Genomic DNA, 23,846 nt, shown 5'->3' with positions numbered 1-23,846 from the left:
TAGGACGTGGTCAGCAACACCCTTTCTTTATTTCAGGAGCTTCGTCATGACAATCATTGCGCCCCGTGCAACTACCGGGTTTTCGCAAAGCCCTATCGGTCTCTCGCCAGAGCACTTGAGTAGTCAATTAACCGGTTTACCGCTTATTGGCTGCGAAAGCCGATCCGGACTTTTTCATTTCATCCCAAGCCTCGCTCCATGGGATTGCGTGGTGCCTATGGAAATATTCACTGGCGCACCTATCTTCGTCGATTCTCTGCGCGTGGTTGTGTCAGTAAATGACAGGGAATTTCAGATCGGTGATCAGGTTCGGGTGCAGTGGCAGGCGCTTGGTGGCAGCGGGAAAAGTTACCAGTCACCACCTCAGCCAGTACTGAGTTTCACCTCGTTGCAGTTTGCTGTTCCTGACGAAACGGCACGCCCGTTTGAAGGCGACCGGGTTGAGGTTATTTTTGTTATCGAAAGAGGGGGGAGCGCATTACCTTCCGCATCGTTGTACATGACGTTCGCCCAGGCACTGATTCAAACCGCCCCGATTTCTATTGACGACGTATCGGAGGGAGTTCTGGATATTGATCAACATCCCGATGGCGTTTTCCTAACCATTCCACTGATTGAAAACCTGCGAACAAACAACGCCATTGAAATGCACTGGAAAAGCAGCCCGAACGGCGGGCAGGGTGGCGCCTGGAGGGACTATCAGCGCAAGTTAACGGTCAGTCCCGATTCACCCCTCAAGTTTCGGATTGATTCTTCTGTCTATCAGGCGCATCGCGGAGAGTCCGTTCACCTGCTTTGCAGTTTGTTTCTGGGTTCCGGGATGGTCCCCGGCCTGAATTATGGCATGGGCCCCCGGGGTACCTTGGAGTTCACATTGGTCTGAGCGTTAATTGGCGAAGGACTAATGTCCATGACTGCGGCCGACATGGGAATGCCCCACCTCGGTCGCCACAACCCCGCCACTCACTTCCAGCCGTTGCAAAATCCCGCACTGATCAATCTCCGGCCCTTCGCCACAGCGTTGGCGCAGGTCGAGCAATTGTGTCTGCAACGCCAGTAACCCATCGATCCGCGCCTTGACGTGGTGGATGTGCTCGTCGATCAACGCATTCACGCTTTCGCACTGATCCTGCGGGCTGTCGCGAAACGCCAGCAGGCTGCGGATTTCTTCCAGCGTCATGTCGAGGGTGCGGCAGTTGCGGATGAAGGTCAGGCGCTCGGCGTGGGCCTGGGTGTAGACGCGGTAGTTGCCGTCGCTGCGAGCCGGCTCCGGCAACAGGTTTTCGCGCTCGTAATAGCGGATGGTTTCCACGGCGCAGTCGGTCAGTTTGGCCAGTTCTCCGATCTTCATGACGGCAGTCTCCAAATAGGTGCTTGACCCTATAGTGGCTACAGGGTCTTTACTTGGCAACAGGCACCTTATGGACGCGACCTGATGAGCGATTCCCAACACACCCACACCCCCAAGGCTGAGCACGATCACAGCCACACACTGCAGCCTGTAAAGAAGCACGAGCATGGCGGCCACGGCGATTCCTGCTGTTCCACCAAAGCGGCTGCGCCGTCGCTGATCAAGTTGAGCGAAACGCCAACGGCCGGTGCACGCCTGAGCAGCTTTCGCATCGATGCGATGGACTGCCCGACCGAGCAGACGCTGATCCAGAACAAACTCGGCAAACTCGCCGGTGTGCAGCAACTGGAGTTCAACCTGATCAACCGGGTGTTGGGCGTGACCCACGACTTGCCAAGCACTGCGCCCATCATCGAGGCGATCAAATCCCTCGGCATGCAGGCAGAACCGCTTGAGCAAGGCGTCGAAGCACCCGCTCCCGCGCCGGAGAAAAAACCGTGGTGGCCATTGGCGCTGTCCGGTGTGGGGGCGCTGGCCGCCGAAGTCATTCACTTCACCAACGCTGCACCCACTTGGGTGGTGGCGGTCATTGCGCTGGTCTCGATCCTCAGTGGTGGCCTGACCACGTACAAAAAGGGCTGGATCGCCCTGAAAAACCTCAACCTGAACATTAACGCGCTGATGAGCATCGCGGTGACCGGCGCGATCCTGATCGGTCAGTGGCCGGAAGCGGCGATGGTGATGTTCCTGTTCACCGTGGCCGAGTTGATTGAAGCCAAATCCCTGGACCGCGCACGCAATGCGATCAGCGGCCTGATGCAGATGAGCCCGGAACAGGCCACGGTGCAGCGGGCCGATGGCAGCTGGGTCGAGCAAGACGTCAAAACCATCGAGCTGGGGGCGCGGGTGCGGGTACGACCCGGTGAGCGCATCGGGCTGGACGGTGAAGTGGTGGCCGGCAGTTCAACTATCGATCAGGCGCCGATCACGGGTGAAAGCTTGCCGGTCGAGAAAACCGTCGGCGACAAAGTATTCGCCGGCACCATCAATCAGGCCGGGTCTCTGGAATATGCCGTGACCGCAGCGGCGGACAATTCGACGCTGGCGCGAATCATCCACGCCGTCGAACAGGCCCAGGGCGCGCGGGCACCGACCCAGCGTTTCGTCGACAGCTTCTCGAAAATCTACACGCCAGCGGTATTCATCCTGGCCCTTGCCGTTGCGCTGATTCCTCCGCTGTTCATGGGCGCCGCATGGTTCGACTGGATCTACCGGGCGCTGGTGTTGCTGGTGGTCGCTTGCCCTTGTGCGCTGGTGATTTCCACCCCGGTGACCATCGTCAGCGGCCTCGCGGCGGCGGCACGCAAAGGCATTCTGGTGAAGGGGGGCGTGTATCTGGAGGGCGGTTACAAGCTCGATTATCTGGCGTTGGACAAGACCGGAACGATCACCCACGGCAAACCGGTACAGACGGATTACCTTTCTCTCGACACAACCACCGTCGAAACAGCCCCGGCGATTGCCGCCGCGCTGGCCGGACGTTCCGATCACCCGGTGTCGCTGGCCATTGCCAATGCGGCTGTGGATAAACAACTCGCGCCGCTGTTTGTGGATAACTTTGAAGCGCTAGCCGGTCGCGGTGTGCGCGGTGAGATCAACGGTCAGGTGTACCACTTGGGTAACCACCGTTTGGTCGAAGAGCTGAACCTGTGTTCGCCGGCGCTGGAAGAGAAACTGTTCGCGCTGGAGAAACAGGGCAAGTCGGTGGTGCTGCTGCTCGATAAATCCGGCCCGCTGGCGCTGTTTGCGGTGGCGGACACGGTAAAAGAGTCGAGTCGCGAGGCGATCCAGCAACTGCATGACCTGGGCATCAAAACCCTGATGCTGACCGGCGACAACGTCCACACCGCTCAGGCGATTGCCGCACAAGTGGGCATCGACGAGGCCAAGGGTGATCTGCTGCCGACCGACAAACTGCAAGCCATCGAAGCCCTTTATGCACAGGGTCATAACGTCGGCATGGTGGGCGATGGCATCAACGATGCGCCGGCACTGGCCCGGGCCGAGATCGGTTTTGCCATGGCCGCGGCGGGCACCGACACGGCCATCGAGACCGCCGATGTCGCCTTGATGGACGACGACTTGCGCAAGATCCCGACGTTCATCCGGCTGTCGCGGCAGACCTCCAGCATCCTGAAACAGAACATCGCGCTGGCATTGGTGATCAAGGCGATCTTTCTTGGGGTAACCTTCGCCGGGCTCGCTACCATGTGGATGGCGGTGTTCGCCGACATGGGCGTCAGTTTGTTGGTGGTGTTCAACGGTTTGCGCCTGCTGCGCAAATAAGGAAGAGGGAAGGGTGTGCTGAGTGCGGAGCTGAAGGCGTTTTACATGGTGGCCCGCCTGGGCAGCATTACCCTGGCGGCGAAGAAGCTCGGCCTGAGCCAACCGACGGTCACGACCCAGATCCGCAACCTGGAAAACCAGTATTCGGTGGAACTGTTCTACCGTGGCGGCCGCCGCCTCAGTGTCAGCGATGAAGGCGCTCGGCTGTTGCCGATGGTCAAGGCGCTGTTGCAACAGGAAGCCGACATCGAGTTTTTCCTGCGCAACAGTGGCCAGGTCCAGGGCACGTTGCGCATTGCCGCCACGGCGCCGTATTACATCCTGGATCTGGTGAAAACCTTTCGCGAACGCTTGCCGCAAGTGGAAGTGTCGGTGGAAATCGGCAACTCGCAGCAAGTGCTCGAAGCGCTGGAGGATTACCGGGTGGATGTCGCAGCGTCCTCGCAATTGCTGGACGATGCGCGACTGATTCGCCGGGTGCTCGGCAGCGATCCGCTGGTGCTGGCCGTGCATCGCAATCACCCGCTGGCGATTCACGATCATGTGCCACTCAGCGCCTTGGCCGGGCATACGTTGCTGATGCGCGAGTCGGGCTCGACCACCCGTCGATTGACCGAAGAGTTGCTGGTCAATGCCGGGGTGAGTTTCGGGCCGTTGCTGGAAATTGGCAGCCGTGAATCGATTCGTGAGGCGGTGCTGCGCAACATCGGCATCAGCATCATTGCCCGCCAGGAAGTGCCGCACGATCCGCAATTGCGCGTGCTGACCATCGAAAATGCACCGCAGATTCCCGAGTACCTGTATTGCCTCAAGGAGCGCAAAGGCGCGCGGCTGCCGGCGGCGTTCCTGGGGTTGGCGCAGGAAATGGCCCCGGCCTGAAATATCCATCACTTGAGCTGGCCTCATCGCGGGCAAGCCTTGCTCCTACAGTTGACCGCGTTCCCCTGTAGGAGCAAGGCTTGCCCGCGATGGCGTCAGTTCAGGCGCCGCATGACTTCAACCAAAAATCCTGAATACCACTATCAGTCGTTTTTGCCTCACTGCCATATGACGGACGCATTACAAATCTAGGATGGCTCTCATCTGCTTGATGAGGCCTGTCCATGAACCACTCGATCGCAACTGCCCTGACCAACCCCGGCGCCCCAATGAAAGTGCGCGGCGTGCAGAAACGCTTTGGCGCCTTCACGGCGCTGGATAACGTTTCCCTCGACGTGGCGGCCGGTGAGCTGGTGTGTCTGCTGGGCCCGTCGGGTTGTGGCAAAACCACGTTGCTGCGCTGCATCGCCGGTCTGGAAAAACAGGACAGCGGCGAGTTGTACCTGGGTGATCGCGACGTTTCCCATCTGGCCCCCCAAGCGCGGGACTACGGCATTCTCTTCCAGTCCTACGCGTTGTTCCCCAATCTCACCGTTGAAGCGAACATTGCCTACGGCCTCGCGGGCAGCGGTCGTGATGAAGTGCGTAAACGTGTCGGTCAGATGCTGGAACTGGTCGGCCTGATCGGCAGTGAGAAAAAGTACCCCGGCCAGTTGTCTGGCGGCCAACAGCAACGCGTTGCACTGGCTCGGGCCCTGGCGCCAGCGCCCTCGTTACTGTTGCTGGACGAACCGATGTCGGCACTCGACGCCCGGGTCCGCGAGCATCTGTGCACCGAACTGCGCCAACTGCAGCGCAACCTCGGCATCACCACCCTGATGGTCACGCACAATCAGGACGAAGCCATGCTGATGGCCGACCGCATCGCCGTGATGAACAACGGCAAGGTCGAGCAGTACGCCACGCCGCAGGAAATCTACGACCGCCCGGCCACACCGTTTGTGGCGGAGTTCGTCGGCCAGGGCAACTGGTTGCCGTTCAGCCGTAGCAGTGACAGCCACGCCCAGGTCGGCGGGATGAGCCTGCGCCTGGCCGATGGCAGCGCCCAAACCGCGTCGGGCCGACTGTTCTGCCGCCCGGAAGCGATCAACGTGAACCCGGTGGTGCACGAGGAAAACCTGTTCCCGGCCAAGGTTCGCGAAATCACCTTCCTCGGCAACCGCTGCCGCATGAGCTTCGAGCTCGATCAATTGCCGGGCCATGCGCTGCTGGCCGAATTGGCACCGGAAGCCATGCCGCGCCTCGGCGCCCAGCAAATCATGGTCGCCTTGCCGCCACGCAGCCTGCAGGTGTTTGCCTGATGAGCGCGAACATCGCGCTGCCGATACCGCACAAGCAGTTTCGGCAGACCTCCCGTGCCGAGATCGGCGACCGGGTGTTCGTGGTCGGCGGCAAAGTCCTGTTGCTGGTGCTGCTCGGTGTCGCCGTGTTGATGCCGTTGCTCGCCATTTTCTGGCGTGGTTTCAGTTCCGAGGCGGGGCAGGGCGGTGGTCTGGTTGCAGCGCGCGAATTGGTGACCAGTGCGAATTTTCACTGGCTGTTGGGTAACAGCCTGAAGGTTTCCCTCAGTGTGGCGGCGATCGTCGTACCGTTGGCGTACCTGTTTGCCTACGCCCTGCAACGCACATTGATTCCCGGCAAAGGCGTCTGGCGTGCGATATCCCTGCTGCCGTTGATGGCACCGTCGATGCTGCCCGGCATCGCACTGGTTTATCTGTTCGGCAACCAGGGCCTGTTGCGCGGTCTGCTCTCGGACAACATCTACGGTTTCTGGGGCATTGTGCTCGGTGAGGTCATCTACACCTTCCCGCATGCCTTGATGATTCTGCTGTCGGCGCTGTCCCTGGCGGATGCGCGATTGTTCGATGCCGCCTCCAGCATGGGCGCAAGTCCCGCCAAAGCCTTTCGCAGCATCACCTGGCCGGCGACCCGTCAGGCCGTGTTCGCCGCGTTCTGCCTGGTGTTCACCCTGACTATCACCGACTTCGGTGTGCCCGTGGTGGTCGGTGGCGACTATCAAGTGTTGGCGCTGGAGGCCTACAAAGCGGTGGTCGGTCAGCAGCAGTTTGGTCGCGGCGCATTGATTGGCATGGTCCTGCTGTTGCCGGCGCTGTTCAGCTTCGGTGTCGATGCGTGGTTGCGTCGACGTCACGGTGATTCCATGAGCGGTCGTGCCCAGGTATTCAAACCGGCGGCATCGACACTGCGAGACGGTTGCTACCTGGCCATCGTGTTGCTGATCTGCGCCGCGTTGTTACTGGTGTTCGGCATGGCGGTGTTCTCATCCCTGGTCAAATTCTGGCCGTACAACCTGTCGTTGTCGCTCAATCATTACCAGTTCAACGACACGGCGGGCGGCGGCTGGCTGGCTTACGGCAACAGCGTGAAGATGGCGTTGTGCACGGCGTTGATCGGCAGCGTGCTGATTTTTACCGGCGCTTACCTGATGGAAAAAACCAAGGGCCAGCGTGGGCTGAACCTGACCCTGCGCATGCTCAGTTTCGTACCGATGGCGGTGCCGGGACTGGTGTTGGGCCTGGGTTATGTCTTTTTCTTCAACCTCACCGGCAACCCGCTGCATGTGCTCTACGGGACCATGACCCTGCTGGTGGTCTGTACCATTGCTCACTATTTGACCACCGCACAAATGACCGCGACCACCGCGCTGCGTCAGCTCGACGCCGAGTTCGAAGCCGCTGCGCTGTCGCTCAAGGCGCCGCTGTATCGCCACTACCTGCGGGTGACGGTACCGATCTGCCTGCCGGCGCTGCTGGACATCGTGCGCTACCTGTTCGTCTCGGCCATGACCACTGTTTCGGCGGCGATCTTCCTCTATAGCCCCGACACCATCCTCGCGGCAGTGGCGGTGCTGAACATGGATGACGCCGGCAACGTCGGCGGTGCGGCAGCGATGTCGACTCTGATTCTGTTCACCTCGGCGGGCGTGTCCCTGCTGCTGGCCTGGGCTTCGCGCGGTTTGCTGCGTCGTTCCCAAGCCTGGCGGCAGACCGCGCCTGGCCATTGATTCGTACAACCCACTCAACTCAACAACAGGAAAAGATCATGTTCAAGCCCCTGGCCTTGGCCGCTGCTGTCCTCACCGCTTTCAGCCTGAACGCCTTCGCGGCGAAAACCGAGTTGACGGTGTACACCGCCCTCGAAGCCGAACAACTGAAGACCTATAAAGAAGCGTTTGAAAAGTCCAACCCGGACGTCGAAATCAAATGGGTGCGCGATTCCACCGGGATCATCACCGCCAAACTGCTGGCCGAAAAAGCTCGCCCGCAAGCTGATGCTGTCTGGGGCCTGGCCGCGTCGAGCCTGGCGATCCTCGATCAACAAGGCATGTTGCAAAGCTACGCGCCGAAGGACCTGGGCAAAATCGGCAACAACTACCGCGACGCCGCCAACCCGCCAGCCTGGGTCGGCATGGACGTCTGGGCCGCGACCGTTTGCTTCAACACCGTCGAAGCCGAGAAGCAGGGCCTGACCAAGCCCGTGAGCTGGCAAGACCTGACCAAGCCTGAGTACAAAGGCAAAATCGTGATGCCGAACCCGGCCTCGTCCGGCACCGGTTTCCTCGACGTCAGCGCCTGGCTGCAAACCTTCGGCGAGAAGCAGGGCTGGCAGTACATGGATGACCTGCACCAGAACATCGGCCAGTACGTTCACTCCGGTTCCAAGCCTTGCAAACTGGCGGCGGCTGGCGAATTCCCGATCGGTATTTCCTTTGAATACCCGGCTGTTCAACTGAAGCGCCAGGGTGCGCCACTGGACATCATCCTGCCGAAAGAAGGCCTGGGCTGGGAGATCGAAGCGACTGCCGTGATCAAAGGCACGCCGCATGAAGACGCCGCGAAGAAACTCGCTGACTTCTCGGCAAGCCCGGCGGCGATGGAGCTGTACAAAGAAAACTTCGCCGTACTGGCTCAGCCAGGTATCGCCAAGCCACAGACCGAACTGCCGGCTGACTACGAGCAGCGTTTGATCAAGAACGACTTCGCCTGGGCCTCGAAAAACCGCGACGAGATCCTGACCGAATGGCGCAAGCGCTATGACGGCAAGTCCGAGAAAGTGGTTGCCAAGTAAGATCTTCATCGGCTGACAGGTCCCCATCGCGGGCAAGCCCGCTCCCACATGATCTGTGGCGTTCACAAAACCTGTGGGAGCGGGCTTGCCCGCGATAGCGGTCTGTCATTCAGGACAAATTTCAATGACACAACACAACGACATGCTGATCGTCGGCGCCGGCATTCTCGGTCTGTCCCACGCCTACGCCGCCGCCAAACGCGGTCTGAAAGTCACCGTTTTCGAACGCAGCGAAACACCTTTAGGGGCTTCGGTGCGCAACTTCGGTCAGGCATTGGTCACCGGCCAGCCGCCGGGCCCGATGCTCGAACTGGCCAGGGCCAGCCGCGAGATCTGGGGCCAATGGGCGCAACTCGCCGGCCTGCAACTCAAGCGTAATGGCTCTTACTTGTTCGCCCGTACCGAAGCGGAAGAGCACCTGCTCGAAGCTTTTTGCGCCGGTCGCGCCGTGGAACACGGCTACCGCGTCGAGCTTCTGCGCGGTGCTGCCTTGCGCGATCTGTACAGCGGCCAGTTCAGCCATCACCGCGCCGCGTTGCACGGGATGGACGATCAACAACTGTATTCCCGCGAGGCGATACCGGCACTGATCGACTACCTGCGCCGCGAGCTCGGCGTCACCTTTCACTTTTCGACCCTGGTTCGCGACATCGAGCCGGGCCGCTTGCACAGCACCACCGGCACGTTCAGCGCCGAGCAGATCATCCTGTGCTCGGGCCACGACTATCAGACCTTGCTCGCCGAGCCGATTGCCGAACTCAACCCACAAATCTGCCGTCTGCAAATGCTCCGCGTCCGCCCGCAGGTCAACCTCAACTTGCAACACGCCTTGCTCACCGGTTTGAGCTGCGTGCACTACGGCGCCTTTGCCGACCTGCCGGAAGCGGCGGCGGTGCAGGCGCAGATCCTGCGCGACGAGCCGCACTTGCACGAAAACGGTATCCACCTGCTAATCAGCCCGACGCCCTACGGCGAATTGATCATCGGCGACTCTCACCATTACGGTCGCGATCCATCACCGTTCAATGCCGAGCAAGTGGACAACTGGATGATCGAGCTGGCCGAGCAGACGTTGGGCTGCAACGTGCAAGTGGTCGAGCGCTGGCAGGGGGTCTATGGTTCACGGGGGCCGGGGCCATTTTCATTCCTGCGACCGCAGCCGGGCGTCAGCATTGCGCTGATGCACACCGGCGTCGGCATGAGCGTCGGGCCCGCGATGGCGGAGCGTAACGTGGCGACTTTATTGGGAGAGCGTTGATGGGTAGCAGTGAGCACGTGATCGCCGAAGTATTCGGCTTGTATGAACGTTTTGGCGACAGCGATTACATCGGCGAGCCGGTGTCGCAGATCGAGCACATGTCCCAGGCTGCGCAACTGGCAATGGCCGAGGGCTTCGATGATGAAGTGGTGCTGGCGGCGTTCTTTCACGACATCGGGCACATCTGCGCCGAGAGCGCCGAGAACATGGGCGGCTTCGGCGTGGTCAGCCACGAGCGATTGGGCGCCGATTACTTGCGTCGCGCCGGTTTCAGCGAACGCATGGCGCGACTGGTGGAATACCACGTGCAGGCCAAGCGGTATCTGACGCTGAAAGAGCCTGGGTACTACGAGCGCTTGAGCGAAGCCAGCCGCCGCACCCTGGAATACCAGGGCGGGGTGATGACACCGGCCGAGGCTGCCGCCTTCGAGCAAGACCCGTTGTGCGAAGTCAGTTTGCGCATGCGCCAGTGGGATGAACTGGCGAAGGAAATGCAGGTGCCAGTGATCGACCTTGGGGTCTTGAAGGAAAAAGCGGCGCGACTGTTGGCTGCGTGAAGGCTGCGCCGCTTAAAGCTGTTGCGCCAACACCTCAATTTGCTCTTGGCGCTCGGCCTGATTCAACTTCGCCTGCGGATTAAGCGACGACCATTGCGGATACGCCCGTGCCTTGTTCAATGCTTCGGGCAATTTGCCTTCGCGCCAGGTCTTGTCCTGGGGCGTGGCCACGTGAATGCTGTCCATCGCGGCATGCCCGCGCTGATTCAGCGCCTGTAGCAGTTGCCGCTGACGCAACGCCAATAACCGCAATACGCTGTCATCGACGGTCAGCTCTCGCTGACCTTTGATTTTGCCCAGCAAACGGCTGCCATAGCTTCGCGCGGTTTGCAGCGCGCCACCGGCGATCGCTCCGGCCAAGGCTGCCGCACCCAGGGTAATGCCGCCCACCAGCAAATCGACCCCGGCGCCCGCGGCCGCACCGGCCGCGATTCCACCGCCGACCCTGACGCCGAGTTGCTTGAGGGTTTCGGGGTTGAACAAGTCATCGCCCCAGCGCCCATCGAGCAGCGGCAAGTCACTGGCCGCCGCGTCCTGTGGGCGGAAGGCGTACAGCTTGAGCAGTGCTTCAACGCAACGTTGTTCGCGCTGGCGCACGGCTTTGTGCAGTTCACCAATGGCCTGTTGTTCTTGCGCCGCGTCGCTGGCAACGCTGCGCCGGCACGCGGCGCAATCAATCAGCAATTCGGCAATCAACCGCACTGCGCTTTGCTGACGGGCGAGGCGTTGGGCCTGTTGATCGGCGATCAAGCGCTCCAGTTGCTCACGGGAGCTTTCCAGCAGGAGGGCGAGGCTTTCATAGAGTCGACGCTCACCATCCTCTGGCGGCGCGACGCTGTCGAAACGCACCAAGGCATGCAAGCCCAGGCGCGCCAACGCTTCACGCCAGGCCGGTTCGCGATGGTTGGCACTGCTGACGAAATTCAGCACCGGCAGCAACGGTTTGCCACAGCTGGCCAACACTTCCAGTTCATCGCGGTACTTGGCCAACACCGGCTCGCGGGCGTCGATCACGTAGAGGCCGGCGTCGCAGGTGAGCAGTTGGCGCAACACTTTGGCTTCCTGCTCAAAGCGCTGCCGGGCTTCGCTGCCCTCAAGGAACCGCGCCAGGCGGGCCGGGCCGTCGAGGCGTTCGCCGGGACGTTCCAGCCGTTCGAGGTAGTCGAGCAGGGCGATGGCGTCTTCCAGGCCGGGCGTGTCGTAGAGGTCGAGCAGCGGCTCGCCGTCCACCGACAACCTCGCGCCTTCGACATGGCGCGTGGTGCTGGGGCGATGGGACACTTCGCCGAAGCCGACATCACGGGTCAGTGTTCGCAGCAATGAGGTTTTGCCGACGTTGGTGTGGCCGACCACGGCCAGTTTCAACGGTGCCTTCCAGGCGTTAGTCATGACCGCTCTCCAGCCAGTTCAACGGCGCGCAATCGGCGAACGGCAGCTCCAATTGCTGCAAGGCGACATGCCAGTCCCCCAGCCGTTCGGCATCCAGCGCTTCGCCGGGCGGCGCTTGCAGCAGCCAGACGCGGGTGGCGGCCGCATTGCGCGCCAGTTCGGCGATCAGCGCCAGGCTGCCACGGTCCGGCGAGCGCCGTGGGTCGCAGGCAATCAGCAACCGCGCGGGCGGAAAGCGGCTCAGTTGTTCGAGGAGTTTGTGGCGCGATTCACGGCTGTCGAGTATGCCGGCGTTGCCCACGGTTTTCGGCAGGTGCGGTGGCCACTCGCGTTGGTCATCGAGTTCAATGGCCACCAGCAGGGCGCCGTCGCTTTGCTGATCCGTGACACCGCTTTGCACGCGATGAAGTTGCGCCGGCGCGGCATCGCTGATACCCAGGCGCTCGCTGGTGGGCATCAAGCGTTCGCGCAGTTGGGCATAACCGGGCAGGTTCAAATCCAGGTGCAATTTCGCCTGGCCGGTTTTCCAGCGCCATCGGCAAAACAGCATCAGCAGCAAGCGCGGCAACACGCCGTACATCAGCAGCACACCCACCAGCCAGGCGGCCCAGGCTTGCCGAGCGCTTTCGATGTTCAGCGCGGCATCGCCGCTGGCGCGAATCATCTCCACGCTGGGCACGCTGAAACCGATCAAGGCCGGCAGCGCGCCGAGGGCCTGAGTCATGGCGACGAAGGTGTCGCCGCTCAGGAGGGTGGTTTCCCAGACGAAGCCGTAGCGCCGGGTGGCCATCAACGTCAGTAGAATCGCCAGGGCGCTGAGCATCGCCAGCAGCCACAGGCCGTTGACCAGAATACCGAGGGCCCAGCGATTGAGTTTTTGTCGCTGCAATAGCAGCAGCAGGGCCGGGGCCAGTTGTGCGGCTTTGGCATCACGCGCGAGTCTTTCACTGAGCCACAACCATAAGCGCCCGAGGGTGGCGCCGTGTTCGCCGGCGAAGACCAGGCCCAGCGCCCAACTGATCAGCAAAATCAGGTTCAGCCCGAGCAAACTGCCCAAGGCCCAGAACACATTCACCGGGGTTTGCCCGTCGCCCATCGCAGCAAACGCCAGGCCGGCGCCGCTGACCACGGCCAACACCGCCATCACGATCAGCGCCAGTCGCGCGCCTTGCAGCCAGTGCACGAGGGCATTGGCCAAACCATCGCGTTCGGCCAGCCACACGGCCCGACGTTGAATCCGTGCCGGCAGGTCGCCGCCAGCGCTGCGGGCCAGTCGGTTGGCTTCCAGATCCTCAAGCGGCCCGGCGTGTTCTTCACGCAGGCGGATGGTTTCTGTCAGCCAGAGGTTGTTCAGTTCAGTCACGCGGCATCCCGTCGCTTAGATTGAGTCGTGAGCATAACCGCTGTGGCGCTTATCGGGGTACGGATGGCTCTGGTATCCTCGCCGGCATGACTAAATCACTCCCCCTCAGCCTGATTGCAGCCCTCGGTGAAAACCGTGTAATCGGCGTCGACAACAGCATGCCCTGGCACTTGCCGGGGGATTTCAAATACTTCAAGGCCACCACCCTCGGCAAGCCGATCATCATGGGTCGCAAGACCTGGGATTCGCTCGGGCGACCGCTGCCGGGCCGGTTGAACATCGTGGTCAGCCGTCAGGTTGATCTGGTGTTGGAAGGCGCGGAAGTCTATCCATCGCTGGAAGCGGCCGTGGCGCGCGCCGAGGAATGGGCGAAAGAGCAGGGCGTCGATGAGCTGATGCTGATTGGCGGTGCGCAGTTGTATGCGCAGGGGATGGCTCAGGCTGACCGCTTGTATCTGACGCGCGTGGCGCTAAGCCCGGACGGGGATGCGTGGTTTCCGGAGTTTGATTTGAAGGAGTGGAAGTTGGTGTCGAACGTGCCGAATCCGGCCGAAGGCGACAAACCGGCGTACAACTTCGAGGTTTGGGAGAAGGCTTAAAAGCATCGCGAGCAAGCTCGGCTCCTACAGGGTTTTGAGGTGGAGCACACACCGTGTGAACACCACTGATCCCTGTGTAGGAGCCGGGCTTGCCCGCGATGGGGCCGGTCCTGTCGATGAAGATTTAAGCGTGAGCCAACGACCCATGCTCATCCGCATCCAGCAGCTCTTTATCCGTCTGCTGCATGATCTGGCTGGTGATCGCGCCCGCTGTCATCGACCCACTGACGTTCAACGCCGTGCGCCCCATATCGATCAGCGGCTCGACCGAAATCAGCAACGCCACCAGTGACACCGGCAAACCCATCGCCGGCAACACGATCTACGCGGCAAACGTCGCGCCACCACCGACACCCGCCACACCGGCCGAACTCAGCGTCACAATCGCCACCAGCGTCGCGATCCACAGCGGGTCCAGCGGGTTGATACCCACGGTCGGCGCCACCATCACCGCCAACATCGCCGGGTACAGACCGGCACAGCCATTCTGGCCAATGGTCGCGCCGAACGAAGCGGCGAAGCTGGCGATGGACTGCGGGATTCCCAGGCGGCTGGTCTGCGCTTCGATGCTCAATGGAATCGTCGCGGCGCTGGAGCGGCTGGTGAAAGCAAACGTCAGCACCGGCCAGACCTTGCGGAAGAAGCGCAGCGGGTTGATCCCGGCTGCCGACACCAGCACGCCATGGACCACAAACATCAGGCCCAGGCCGATGTAGGACACCACTACAAAACTGCCGAGCTTGATGATGTCTTGCAGGTTGGAACCGGCGACCACTTTGGTCATCAACGCCAATACACCGTACGGGGTCAGCTTCATCACCAACCGCACCAGGCGCATCACCCAGGCTTGCAGGGTGTCGATGGCGTTGATCACTTTCTGACCTTTTTCGACGTCATCCTTGAGCAATTGCAGGGCTGCGACGCCAAGGAACGCCGCAAAAATCACCACGCTGATGATCGAGGTCGGTTTGGCCCGGGCCAAGTCTGCAAACGGGTTTTGCGGAATGAACGAGAGCAACAGCTGCGGTACGTTCAGGTCGGCGACCTTGCCGGCGTAATCGGTCTGGATGGTTTGCAGGCGCGCCATTTCTTGTGTGCCGGCGATCAGGCCTTCGGCGGTCAGGCCAAACAGGTTGGTCAAACCGATGCCGATCAGCGCCGCAATCGCGGTGGTGAACAGCAGCGTGCCGATGGTCAGGAAGCTGATCTTGCCCAGCGATGATGCGTTGTGCAGACGGGCCACGGCGCTGAGGATCGAGGCGAACACCAGCGGGATCACGATCATTTGCAGCAGCTGCACATAACCGTTGCCGACCAGATCGATCCAGCCGATCGAGGCTTTCAGTACCGGATTGCCGGCACCGTAAACGGTGTGCAACGACACACCGAACACCACGCCCAGCACCAGCGCGAGCAAGACTTTTTTTGCCAGGCTCCAAGTGGTGTGACGGGTTTGTGCCAGCCCGAAGAGCAGGGCGAGGAACACCAGCAGATTGAGAATCAGCGGCAGATTCATAAGGACTCCAATAAGACTTGTGCTGGCTGCCTTCCCGGGCAGCTGCGAACCGGGAATCCTAACAGTTTGATATCTAATGAATTAATACCGAAAACAGAGGTTGACTGTCGTTTTTGGAATAAGCCGGTGTCGCTGTCAGGGATGCAGTTGGCGCGATGGGTACGGTAGCGGTCGCTGACAGACGAGGACTGTCACACTTATTTGTTAGCGTCGATGTCTTTCACATTCAGGGAGAGTCGTCGATGAAATTCATACCAAAAATACTGGCTGCAGCAATTTGCCTGGGCCTTGCCGGCCAGGCATTCGCCACCGATTTGAAACACTGGCCTGCCGATCAGGCCAAGGCGCTGGACGCAATGATTGCCGCCAACGCCAACAAAGGTAACTACGCGGTGTTCGACATGGACAACACCAGTTACCGCTACGATCTGGAAGAGTCGTTGCTGCCGTACATGGAGAACAAGGGCCTGATCACCCGCGAGAAACTCGACCCCTCCCTGAAACTGATGCCCTTCAAAGACACTGCCGATCACAAGGAAAGCCTGTTCAGTTACTACTATCGCCTCTGCGAAGTCGACGACATGGTCTGCTATCCATGGGTCGCCCAAGTGTTCTCCGGCTTTACCCTCAAAGAACTCAAAGGCTATGTCGACGAGATGATGGCGTCCGGCAAACCGGTGCCGGCGACTTATTACGAAGGCGACGTGGTCAAGAATCTCGACGTCAACCCGCCGAAAATCTTCACTGGTCAGAAAGAGCTGTACAACAAGCTGATGGAGAACGGCATCGAGGTCTACGTAATGACCGCCGCCTCTGAAGAATTGGTGCGCATGGTCGCTTCCGATCCGAAGTACGGCTACAACGTTAAACCGCAGAACGTGATCGGCGTGAGCCTGCTGCTCAAGGACCCCAAGTCCGGCGAGTTGACCACTGCGCGCAAACAGATCACCGCGGGCAAATACGACGAGAAGGCTAACCTTGGCCTTGAACTGACCCCATACCTGTGGACCCCGGCAACCTGGATGGCCGGTAAGCAAGCCGCGATCCTGACCTACATCGATCAGTGGAAAAAACCAGTCCTGGTCGGCGGCGACACCCCGAGCAGTGACGGTTACATGCTGTTCCACAGTGTCGACGTGAAGAAGGGCGGCATCCACTTGTGGGTCAACCGCAAAGACAAATACATGACCCAGATTAACGGCATGATGGCCACAAACGCTGCGGCCCAGGCCAAGGAAGGACTGGAAGTTACGGCGGACAAGAACTGGGTGATCGTGAAGCCTGAGGAAATTCAATAACACCGACGATGGGGCCGTAATGTTCAACCATTAAATCGGTCAGACAAAAAAATGCCCCGCACTTGGCGGGGCATTTTTATTTCTACGACTGACGTTTACAGACCGTCGAGCATTGCCTTGTTACGCACGGCACCCTTGTCGGCACTGGTCGCCAGCAGGGCGTAGGCTTTCAGGGCGGTGGTGACCTTGCGTGGACGTTTTTCCACAGGCTTCCAGCCTTTCTGATCCTGCTCGGCACGGCGCCCGGCCAGTTCTTCGTCGCTGACCAACAGGTTGATCGAACGGTTCGGAATGTCGATCAGCACCTTGTCGCCGTCCTGCACCAGACCAATCGCGCCGCCAGCAGCGGCTTCTGGCGAAGCGTGGCCGATGGACAGGCCCGAAGTGCCGCCAGAGAAGCGACCGTCGGTGAGCAGGGCGCAGGCTTTGCCCAGACCTTTGGATTTCAGGTAGGACGTCGGGTACAGCATTTCCTGCATGCCCGGGCCGCCTTTCGGGCCTTCGTAACGAATGATCACGATGTCGCCGGCCTTCACTTCGTCAGCAAGGATGCCGCGCACGGCGCTGTCCTGGCTTTCGAAGATCTTCGCGTTGCCTTCGAAGACGTGGATCGATTCGTCGACGCCAGCGGTTTTCACCACACAGCCATCGAGCGCGATGTTGCCGTACAGGACGGCCAGGCCGCCTTCTTTCGAGTAAGCGTGTTCAACGCTACGGATGCAGCCGTTTTCACGGTCGTCATCCAGGGTTTCCCAACGGGTCGACTGGCTGAATGCGGTTTGCGTCGGAATACCTGCCGGGCCGGCCTTGAAGAAGTGATGCACCGCTTCATCGCTGGTCTGGGTGATGTCCCACTTGGCAATGCCTTCGGCCAGGGTCTTGCTGTGCACGGTCGGCAGGTCGGTGTGCAGCAAACCGCCACGGGCCAGCGAGCCAAGGATGCTGAAGATCCCGCCGGCACGGTGCACGTCTTCCATGTGGTACTTCTGGATGTTCGGCGCGACCTTGCACAGTTGCGGAACGTGACGGGACAGACGGTCGATGTCGCGCAGGTCGAAATCGATCTCGGCTTCCTGGGCCGCGGCCAGCAAGTGCAGGATGGTGTTGGTCGAGCCGCCCATGGCGATGTCCAGCGTCATGGCGTTTTCGAACGCCTTGAAGTTGGCAATGTTGCGCGGCAAGACCGATTCGTCGTTCTCGCCGTAGTAACGCTTGCACAACTCGACGATGGTGCGACCGGCTTGCAGGAACAACTGCTCGCGGTCGCTGTGGGTGGCCAGGGTCGAACCGTTACCCGGCAATGCCAGGCCCAGGGCTTCGACCAGGCAGTTCATCGAGTTGGCGGTGAACATGCCGGAGCACGAACCGCACGTCGGGCAGGCGCTGCGCTCGTACTCAGCGACTTTCTCGTCAGAAGCGCTGGAGTCGGCGGCAATGACCATGGCATCGACGAGGTCGAGACCGTGGCTGGCCAGTTTGGTCTTGCCGGCTTCCATCGGGCCGCCGGAAACGAAGATCACCGGGATGTTCAGGCGCAGAGAGGCCATCAACATGCCAGGGGTGATCTTGTCGCAGTTGGAAATGCAGACGATGGCGTCGGCGCAGTGGGCGTTGACCATGTACTCGACGGAGTCGGCGATGATCTCGCGGCTCGGCAGCGAATACAGCATGCCGTCGTGACCCATGGCGATGCCGTCATCGACAGCGATGGTGTTGAATTCTTTGGCGACACCGCCAGCGCGTTCGATTTCGCGGGCGACCAGTTGACCCAGGTCCTTGAGGTGGACGTGGCCTGGTACGAACTGGGTGAAGGAGTTGGCAATGGCGATGATCGGCTTTTTGAAGTCGTCATCTTTCATCCCCGTGGCGCGCCACAATGCGCGGGCACCGGCCATGTTGCGGCCATGGGTGGATGTTTTCGAGCGGTAATCAGGCATGAAGCACTCCGGGCGGCTAATCAGGTATCAAAAGGGAAGTGAGCTTCTATTGACGTCTGGAACACTCAGAAATGGCCGTGTGTCCGGAAGTTGCCGATAACTTTGCGGGATCGCCGCGCGCTTCAGCTTGAGCTCATAAACCCGCCGGGGGATGACTGGCGATGAATGTCGCGATTCTACACGGCTGGCGTCAGGAGGGAATGCCGGCAAGCGTTGATCCCGTGCTGACGGAGCGGGCGAGATGACGACTGGCACGTATCACCCGGTATTGAGTGCCTGTTGCGTCTTGTAGTTGATGACTGCGTTCACCCCAAGCCCTGCAGCGCTCAGTGCCAGGAAGCCAAGGGCCAGAGCCGTGGTCAGGTTTTCGGGCGTCAGGTTGATCACCGAGCTGATGACGCCGCCGAACATGAAAATCAGCATGGCCCCGACCGAAGTGGAGGCCCCGGCATTCTCAGGGTGAAGACTCATCGCTTTGGAATTGGCGATTGGCCTGGCGATGGTGGTGCCGACGGTGCAAACCAGCATCGAAATCAACACCGTCGCCGCTGAAAGACCGAAGTGGCGAGTCAGCCACAGCATGATTGCGCCTGACACGGCGATCAGGCCCAGGCCGATAATGATCTGGGCGTTGGCTTGCAGGTATCGATGCAGCACGCTGGCTAATACCCCGCCCAATACGTACGCGACGCCATACAGCAGCAATGCACAGGCGAACTCATACGGTGAGAGCGCCAGGCGTTCCATGAAAATGATGGGCGAAGAAACGATGAACGAAAAATGGCAGGCGAAGGCGAGCGCCGAAATCAACCAGTACCCCATGAAACGTCCATCCGAGCACAAGCGCCAATAAGCATTGAAAAACCCTGCGTGGGATGGCTTGCGCCCGGGCGGCGTTTCCTTGAGTAGCCAATAGGCCCCGCACCAGGCAACACACGACAGAGCAATGAATACATAAAAACTGCCTTGCCAGCCAAGGCACGATTGCAGCCAGGTCCCCAACAGGGGCGAAACTGAAATGAACACTCCGCCCCCTGTCACCATCCAGATCCTGATGCGCTCCCGTTCACGACCGACGAACAGATCCTGAATCAGTGCCTGCGACAATGAAAATGCCCCGCAACCCATTGCCTGAACCATGCGAAATCCCAGGAACCAGCGGTAGTCGCTGGCGAACACGCAGCCAACCGCTCCAATAGCCGCGACAGCCATGCCTCCCAGCAGCAGCGTCTTGCGTCCCCACACATCCGATATTGGCCCGACCAGCATCACAGACAGTGCCAGACTGATGGCAAACACGCTGACAGACAGGGAAATTCCGGACGGTGAGGTCTGAAAGTAATCAGCCAGATGGGGGAAGGACGGGAGCACGACGTCGAGGGGGAAGACACCCAGCAGCGTCATGGTCATCAACAGCGTGACGGTGGCTCGACGTTTTTTGCTGAAGGCTGCATCGTTTCCTTTATTCATCAAGAAAACCGGCGCGGGTGAAGAGTTTCCGGTTGCAAGGCCGATCGAAGAAACCGGCTTTTTCCAAGGCGCCCAGGGTGGCGCTGGCCCCCGAGCGGGCGCGTTGCAGGGTGGCTTGCGCGTCGGACAGCCCTTCGATGATTTCCAGGCAGGCTGTCTCGCTGAGACCGACAAAGCGAAGGCTCGACTTCAGCCAACGCTCATCGACTTCAAAGAAAACCCGAATGAGCTCCGGCAGCAGACTCGCGCAGAACATCCGTTGCGCGCTGTTCAAGTGCAGCCACAGATAATGGAAAACTTCGCAGAAATAGCGACTGTGTCGTGCCTCGTCGGCAAGGTGATCCCTGAGCATTTCCTGAACGCCATCCACCAAGGCGTCGCGACAGATGTCGAGCAGATCCTTGGCGATGATCGTCTCGGAGACGAAGCCGGCGAGGAACCAGGCCAGTGATTTGTGCCTGTCCGGTGTGCGCTCGAGCAGGGCCTGCAGGCGGATGATTCGCTGCGGCATGACGGGCCGGTCGAACATGCCGTAGAACGCGGCAATCTGTTCGGCGAGGCTATTGGAAACGAGGGCGTGATACCCCTCGTCGGTGTAGAGCTGCAGTGCGGCGTTTTTCATCCGCCGGGGAATGCACACACCGAGGTCGTCATGGACGATGGTTTCGACAGATCGATTGACGATGCGGTGTTCGAGCAGGGTGGTGTAGTCGAGGAAGTACACCAGATGATTGGCCGATAATCGATGAGTGATCGCCCGCCCTGCGGCTTTGACGGACGGGTGATTCAAATAAGGCAGGAAGGCTGGCGGGAACCAATGCCGGGTTTGCAGTTGCTGCTCAATCTCCGGCGGCAATAAATAGGTGTGCTTACTGGTTCGCACTGCGGCGCGGTTATCCCAGTCGCCGAGGGTGAAGCGATCAGCCCAGCCGGTGGGAAGTGTTGCCTGTTCATGGCGCGAGTCGGTCATGATGGCGAGTCCTGACGGCTCAGCAGCGCTTTCAATTCCTTGCACAGCGCCTCCCCGTCGCTCTTGCCACAACCGACAAAAAACAAGGGCTGTTCGGGGTTGTCATTGAGTCCCAGCAGCGTTTCAACCTGATCGTCCGTCAGCGCTCCGGTCAACCAGGTGTTCAGGCCCAGCGAGGTGGCCACCAGCTGGAAGGTCTGGGAAATGTGCCCGGCTTCAACGTAGGCCATTCGATACGCGCGCGAGTGTTCATATTTCCACCACAACTTGTCGAACCGACTGGTGATGAACAGACCCACTGGCAGGTTATTAATGAAGTGTTGCCCGCACAGCAATTGCCCCAACGGTCGGCCGGGCAGTGGATTGACGAATCTCAGCGCATGTCCGCTTGGAAGGTAGGCATAGAGCCCGGGATTCAGGCCAATGACATTCTGTACCAGCAGGAAACCTTCGCAGGCGTTGAGCCCACCCCCGGATGGACTGGTACGTCGGGCGCCCAGCCCTTCGACACAGTTTTCGTCGATGGCATCTTCACGTTCTCGCAGGTAGCCCAGGGACAGGTATAGCAGCGTGCTGACCACCTCAAGTGAGAGGGCATCCCCGGTGAAGGTACGGCAGGTTTTCCGATCGATCAGGGTGTTTGCCAGAGAGCCTTCCGGCAGGCATGAAGGTTTCGGCAGCTCAATCAGTTCGCCTGCCAGACGTTCGACAAGCCTGTTGTCGGGAGCCGGTGTGGCCAACACTTCGCTGCAATGGTCCAGATACTCTCTGGACCATTCATGAATATTTTGTGGAGTATGTTTGCAGGGAATGTTCTTGGTGCCGATATGGAATATTTTCGACAGTTCATCCCAGCCCCATTCAATAATGACGGGTGTTGAAAGTGTAAGTATTCCTGCATCAAGAAGTTGTGTGTCTATTCTGTTGCTGCTATTGAATTTGCCCGGGTTGCTGATAAGTTCTGCAAGTCGGGTTGAATGCTCAAGATCCAGTTCGTATTGTTTGTGGTTTTTGTAGTCCCAAACTATTTGTCCGGGCGTGCGCGGGAGTATGAAGAGATGAGGGTTTATCTGCATGATAGGCGTTTTGCTCTGGAGTTTTTCATAAAGAACGCTGGGTAGCCGGCACTCCCCAGCGCTTCATTTACTTAGCGGTTTTTTGGGGCAACCAGAAAAGACAGATTGGCGATGTTGTTAGCTTCCAGAGTAATTGCTTTCATGTTTTGAATTCCTTGTCATTGATAGTGAGTGTCACTTCTGTGTGACAACTTAATCATAGTTGTTAATCAGTCCTTATCAAGGGGAGATTGAGTAGGAAGGTTCTAGTAGTTTTGTCAGATCAGTCACGGGTAAGGCGGGATTTTGTAAGGCGTATTCTCTGAAATAAAAAATACAGAGAAACGTCCTGCAAGTCGCACGGATTGCAAGTGTAGGAAGTTGTAAGTTTGAATATCGAATAATAGAACGGGGAACCGAGTGGTTCCCCGTCAAACCGGCCTTATCAGCTGTTTGGCAGCAGGCGGCAGGTGATGCTTTTGATGTAGCGGGTTTCGGCGATGGCCGGGTGAACCGGGTGGTCCGGACCCTGAGCGCCACGCTCCAGCAGCTGGATGTTGCGGTCCAGGTGACGGGCGCTGGTCAGCAGGATGTTTTGCAGGTCGTCTTCGGGCAGGTGCATCGAGCACGAAGCGCTCACCAGGATGCCGTCCTTGCTGAGCAGGCGCATGGCTTGCTCGTTCAGGCGACGATAGGCACCTTCGCCATTTTTCATGTCTTTCTTGCGCTTGATGAATGCCGGAGGGTCGGCCACGATCACGTCGAAACGCTCTTCGCTGGCTTTCAACTCTTTCAGGGCTTCGAACACGTCGCCTTCAATGCAGGTCATCTTGTCGGCGAAACCGTTCAGCGCGGCGTTGCGCTCGACGCCGTCGAGGGCGAAGGCTGACGCATCGACGCAGAACACTTCACTGGCGCCGAACGCGGCCGCTTGCACGCCCCATCCGCCGATGTAGCTGTAGAGGTCCAGCACGCGTTTGCCTTTGGCATACGGGGCCAGGCGAGCGCGGTTCATGCGGTGGTCGTAGAACCAGCCGGTTTTCTGGCCTTGCATGACCGGCGCTTCGAATTTCACGCCGTTTTCTTCCAGCGCCACCCACTCCGGCACCAGACCGAACACGGTTTCGACGTAGCGGTTGAGGCCTTCGGCATCACGGGCAGCGGAGTCGTTCTTGAACAGAATGCCGCTTGGCTTGAGCACTTGGGTCAACGCGGCGATCACGTCTTCTTTATGAGCTTCCATGGTCGCCGAGGCGATCTGCACCACGAGGATGTCGCCAAAACGGTCGACCACCAGGCCTGGCAGCAGGTCGGAGTCGCCGTAGACGAGGCGATAGAACGGCTTGTCAAACAGACGATCGCGCAGCGACAGGGCGACGTTGATACGGTGAACGAGCAACGACTTGTCCAGCGGCAACTTGATGTCACGCGACAGCAGGCGGGCGCAGATCAGGTTGTTCGGGCTCATGGCCACGATGCCCAGCGGCTTGCCGCCGGCTGCTTCGAGGATCGCCTGATCGCCGGCCTTGAAACCGTGCAAAGGCGTGGCGGCTACATCGATTTCGTTGCTGTAGACCCACAAGTGGCCGTTGCGCAGGCGACGGTCGGCGTTGGCTTTGAGGCGCAGGCTAGGCAGGGACATGACGTCGCTCCGGAAAAAAGAGCGGGAGTATAGCGTGTTGCGCAAGGCCACGGTTTGGCGGATGGACATGCGGTGAAGGTCGCGGCTGAAGATGAAACTTCAACAGATGGACCGTCCAAGGTGTCGG

At 59.9% G+C, this 23,846-nt stretch carries 18 protein-coding genes and 1 pseudogene; 10 read left to right on the top strand and 9 right to left on the bottom strand.

The window, feature by feature from the left end; all coding sequences use genetic code 11:
• Window positions 1–46: 46 nt before the first annotated feature.
• Entirely contained in the window at window positions 47–883 is an 837-nt protein-coding gene (locus C7534_RS09925; RefSeq protein WP_146206164.1) for a hypothetical protein, read from the top strand.
• Window positions 884–901: 18 nt separating this feature from the next.
• Here the strand turns inward: C7534_RS09925 and cadR are convergent, their stop codons facing one another.
• Window positions 902–1,351 carry a Cd(II)/Pb(II)-responsive transcriptional regulator gene (gene cadR / locus C7534_RS09920; RefSeq protein ID WP_109785659.1) on the bottom strand — a complete coding sequence of 150 codons (450 nt, stop codon included), beginning with the start codon at window positions 1,349–1,351 and terminating at the stop codon, window positions 902–904.
• A gap of 84 nt (window positions 1,352–1,435) precedes the next feature.
• Between cadR and C7534_RS09915 the strand changes: the two genes are divergently transcribed.
• From C7534_RS09915 to C7534_RS09885, 7 genes are all read left to right on the top strand, one after another.
• Complete coding sequence (locus tag C7534_RS09915) at window positions 1,436–3,697, top strand: heavy metal translocating P-type ATPase (protein WP_109785658.1); 2,262 nt, start codon at window positions 1,436–1,438, stop codon at window positions 3,695–3,697.
• Window positions 3,698–3,712: 15 nt separating this feature from the next.
• On the top strand, window positions 3,713–4,576 hold the full coding sequence (locus tag C7534_RS09910) for a LysR family transcriptional regulator (RefSeq protein ID WP_109785657.1): 864 nt from the start codon (window positions 3,713–3,715) through the stop codon (window positions 4,574–4,576).
• Window positions 4,577–4,800: 224 nt separating this feature from the next.
• On the top strand, window positions 4,801–5,877 hold the full coding sequence (locus C7534_RS09905) for a putative 2-aminoethylphosphonate ABC transporter ATP-binding protein (RefSeq protein WP_109785656.1): 1,077 nt from the start codon (window positions 4,801–4,803) through the stop codon (window positions 5,875–5,877).
• Window positions 5,877–7,601 carry a putative 2-aminoethylphosphonate ABC transporter permease subunit gene (locus C7534_RS09900; RefSeq protein ID WP_109785655.1) on the top strand — a complete coding sequence of 575 codons (1,725 nt, stop codon included), beginning with the start codon at window positions 5,877–5,879 and terminating at the stop codon, window positions 7,599–7,601. Before C7534_RS09905 ends, C7534_RS09900 begins: the two co-directional genes overlap by 1 nt.
• Before the next feature lie 38 nt (window positions 7,602–7,639).
• Window positions 7,640–8,665: a putative 2-aminoethylphosphonate ABC transporter substrate-binding protein gene (locus C7534_RS09895; protein ID WP_109785654.1), complete on the top strand. Its 1,026-nt coding sequence runs from the start codon at window positions 7,640–7,642 to the stop codon at window positions 8,663–8,665.
• 124 nt (window positions 8,666–8,789) lie between these two features.
• Window positions 8,790–9,923 (top strand): TIGR03364 family FAD-dependent oxidoreductase, encoded by a 1,134-nt coding sequence (locus C7534_RS09890; RefSeq protein WP_109785653.1) that lies wholly within the window; start codon window positions 8,790–8,792, stop codon window positions 9,921–9,923.
• On the top strand, window positions 9,923–10,480 hold the full coding sequence (locus C7534_RS09885; RefSeq protein WP_109785652.1) for a phosphonate degradation HD-domain oxygenase: 558 nt from the start codon (window positions 9,923–9,925) through the stop codon (window positions 10,478–10,480). Before C7534_RS09890 ends, C7534_RS09885 begins: the two co-directional genes overlap by 1 nt.
• A 12-nt stretch (window positions 10,481–10,492) precedes the next feature.
• On the opposite strand, the gene C7534_RS09880 is transcribed toward C7534_RS09885, so the two are convergent.
• Together C7534_RS09880 and C7534_RS09875 are read right to left on the bottom strand one after the other, a co-directional pair.
• Window positions 10,493–11,869 (bottom strand): GTPase/DUF3482 domain-containing protein, encoded by a 1,377-nt coding sequence (locus C7534_RS09880; RefSeq protein WP_109785651.1) that lies wholly within the window; start codon window positions 11,867–11,869, stop codon window positions 10,493–10,495.
• Window positions 11,862–13,232 carry a DUF2868 domain-containing protein gene (locus tag C7534_RS09875; RefSeq protein WP_109785650.1) on the bottom strand — a complete coding sequence of 457 codons (1,371 nt, stop codon included), beginning with the start codon at window positions 13,230–13,232 and terminating at the stop codon, window positions 11,862–11,864. The genes C7534_RS09880 and C7534_RS09875 overlap by 8 nt, the downstream gene beginning before the upstream one ends.
• 86 nt (window positions 13,233–13,318) lie before the next feature.
• On the opposite strand from C7534_RS09875, the gene C7534_RS09870 reads away from it, so the two are divergent.
• Window positions 13,319–13,831, top strand: coding sequence for a dihydrofolate reductase (locus C7534_RS09870; RefSeq protein ID WP_046032330.1), 513 nt, complete (start codon window positions 13,319–13,321; stop codon window positions 13,829–13,831).
• Between the two features lie 124 nt (window positions 13,832–13,955).
• Here the strand turns inward: C7534_RS09870 and C7534_RS09865 are convergent.
• Window positions 13,956–15,347 (bottom strand): annotated as a pseudogene (locus tag C7534_RS09865) (L-cystine transporter).
• Window positions 15,348–15,589: 242 nt separating this feature from the next.
• On the opposite strand from C7534_RS09865, the gene C7534_RS09860 reads away from it, so the two are divergent.
• Window positions 15,590–16,645, top strand: coding sequence for a phosphorylcholine phosphatase (locus tag C7534_RS09860; protein ID WP_109785649.1), 1,056 nt, complete (start codon window positions 15,590–15,592; stop codon window positions 16,643–16,645).
• A gap of 95 nt (window positions 16,646–16,740) precedes the next feature.
• Here C7534_RS09860 and ilvD read toward each other — a convergent pair whose 3' ends face one another.
• From ilvD to C7534_RS09835, 5 genes are all read right to left on the bottom strand, one after another.
• Complete coding sequence (ilvD, locus tag C7534_RS09855; RefSeq protein WP_109785648.1) at window positions 16,741–18,582, bottom strand: dihydroxy-acid dehydratase; 1,842 nt, start codon at window positions 18,580–18,582, stop codon at window positions 16,741–16,743.
• Window positions 18,583–18,840: 258 nt separating this feature from the next.
• Window positions 18,841–20,052 carry an MFS transporter gene (locus C7534_RS09850; protein WP_109785647.1) on the bottom strand — a complete coding sequence of 404 codons (1,212 nt, stop codon included), beginning with the start codon at window positions 20,050–20,052 and terminating at the stop codon, window positions 18,841–18,843.
• Window positions 20,045–21,022, bottom strand: coding sequence for a diiron oxygenase (locus C7534_RS09845; protein ID WP_109785646.1), 978 nt, complete (start codon window positions 21,020–21,022; stop codon window positions 20,045–20,047). Before C7534_RS09845 ends, C7534_RS09850 begins: the two co-directional genes overlap by 8 nt.
• Complete coding sequence (locus C7534_RS09840) at window positions 21,019–22,098, bottom strand: SagB family peptide dehydrogenase (RefSeq protein WP_109785645.1); 1,080 nt, start codon at window positions 22,096–22,098, stop codon at window positions 21,019–21,021. Before C7534_RS09840 ends, C7534_RS09845 begins: the two co-directional genes overlap by 4 nt.
• 424 nt (window positions 22,099–22,522) lie before the next feature.
• The gene (locus tag C7534_RS09835) at window positions 22,523–23,719 is read right to left on the bottom strand and encodes a class I SAM-dependent rRNA methyltransferase (RefSeq protein ID WP_007945535.1); all 1,197 of its coding nucleotides are present in this window, start codon (window positions 23,717–23,719) and stop codon (window positions 22,523–22,525) included.
• Window positions 23,720–23,846: the final 127 nt, after the last annotated feature.

The organism is Pseudomonas sp. OV226, assembly GCF_003148705.1.
GTDB lineage: Bacteria > Pseudomonadota > Gammaproteobacteria > Pseudomonadales > Pseudomonadaceae > Aquipseudomonas.
The sequence above is the reverse complement of the archived record's forward strand: the minus strand, read 5'-3'. Positions and strand labels throughout refer to the sequence as shown.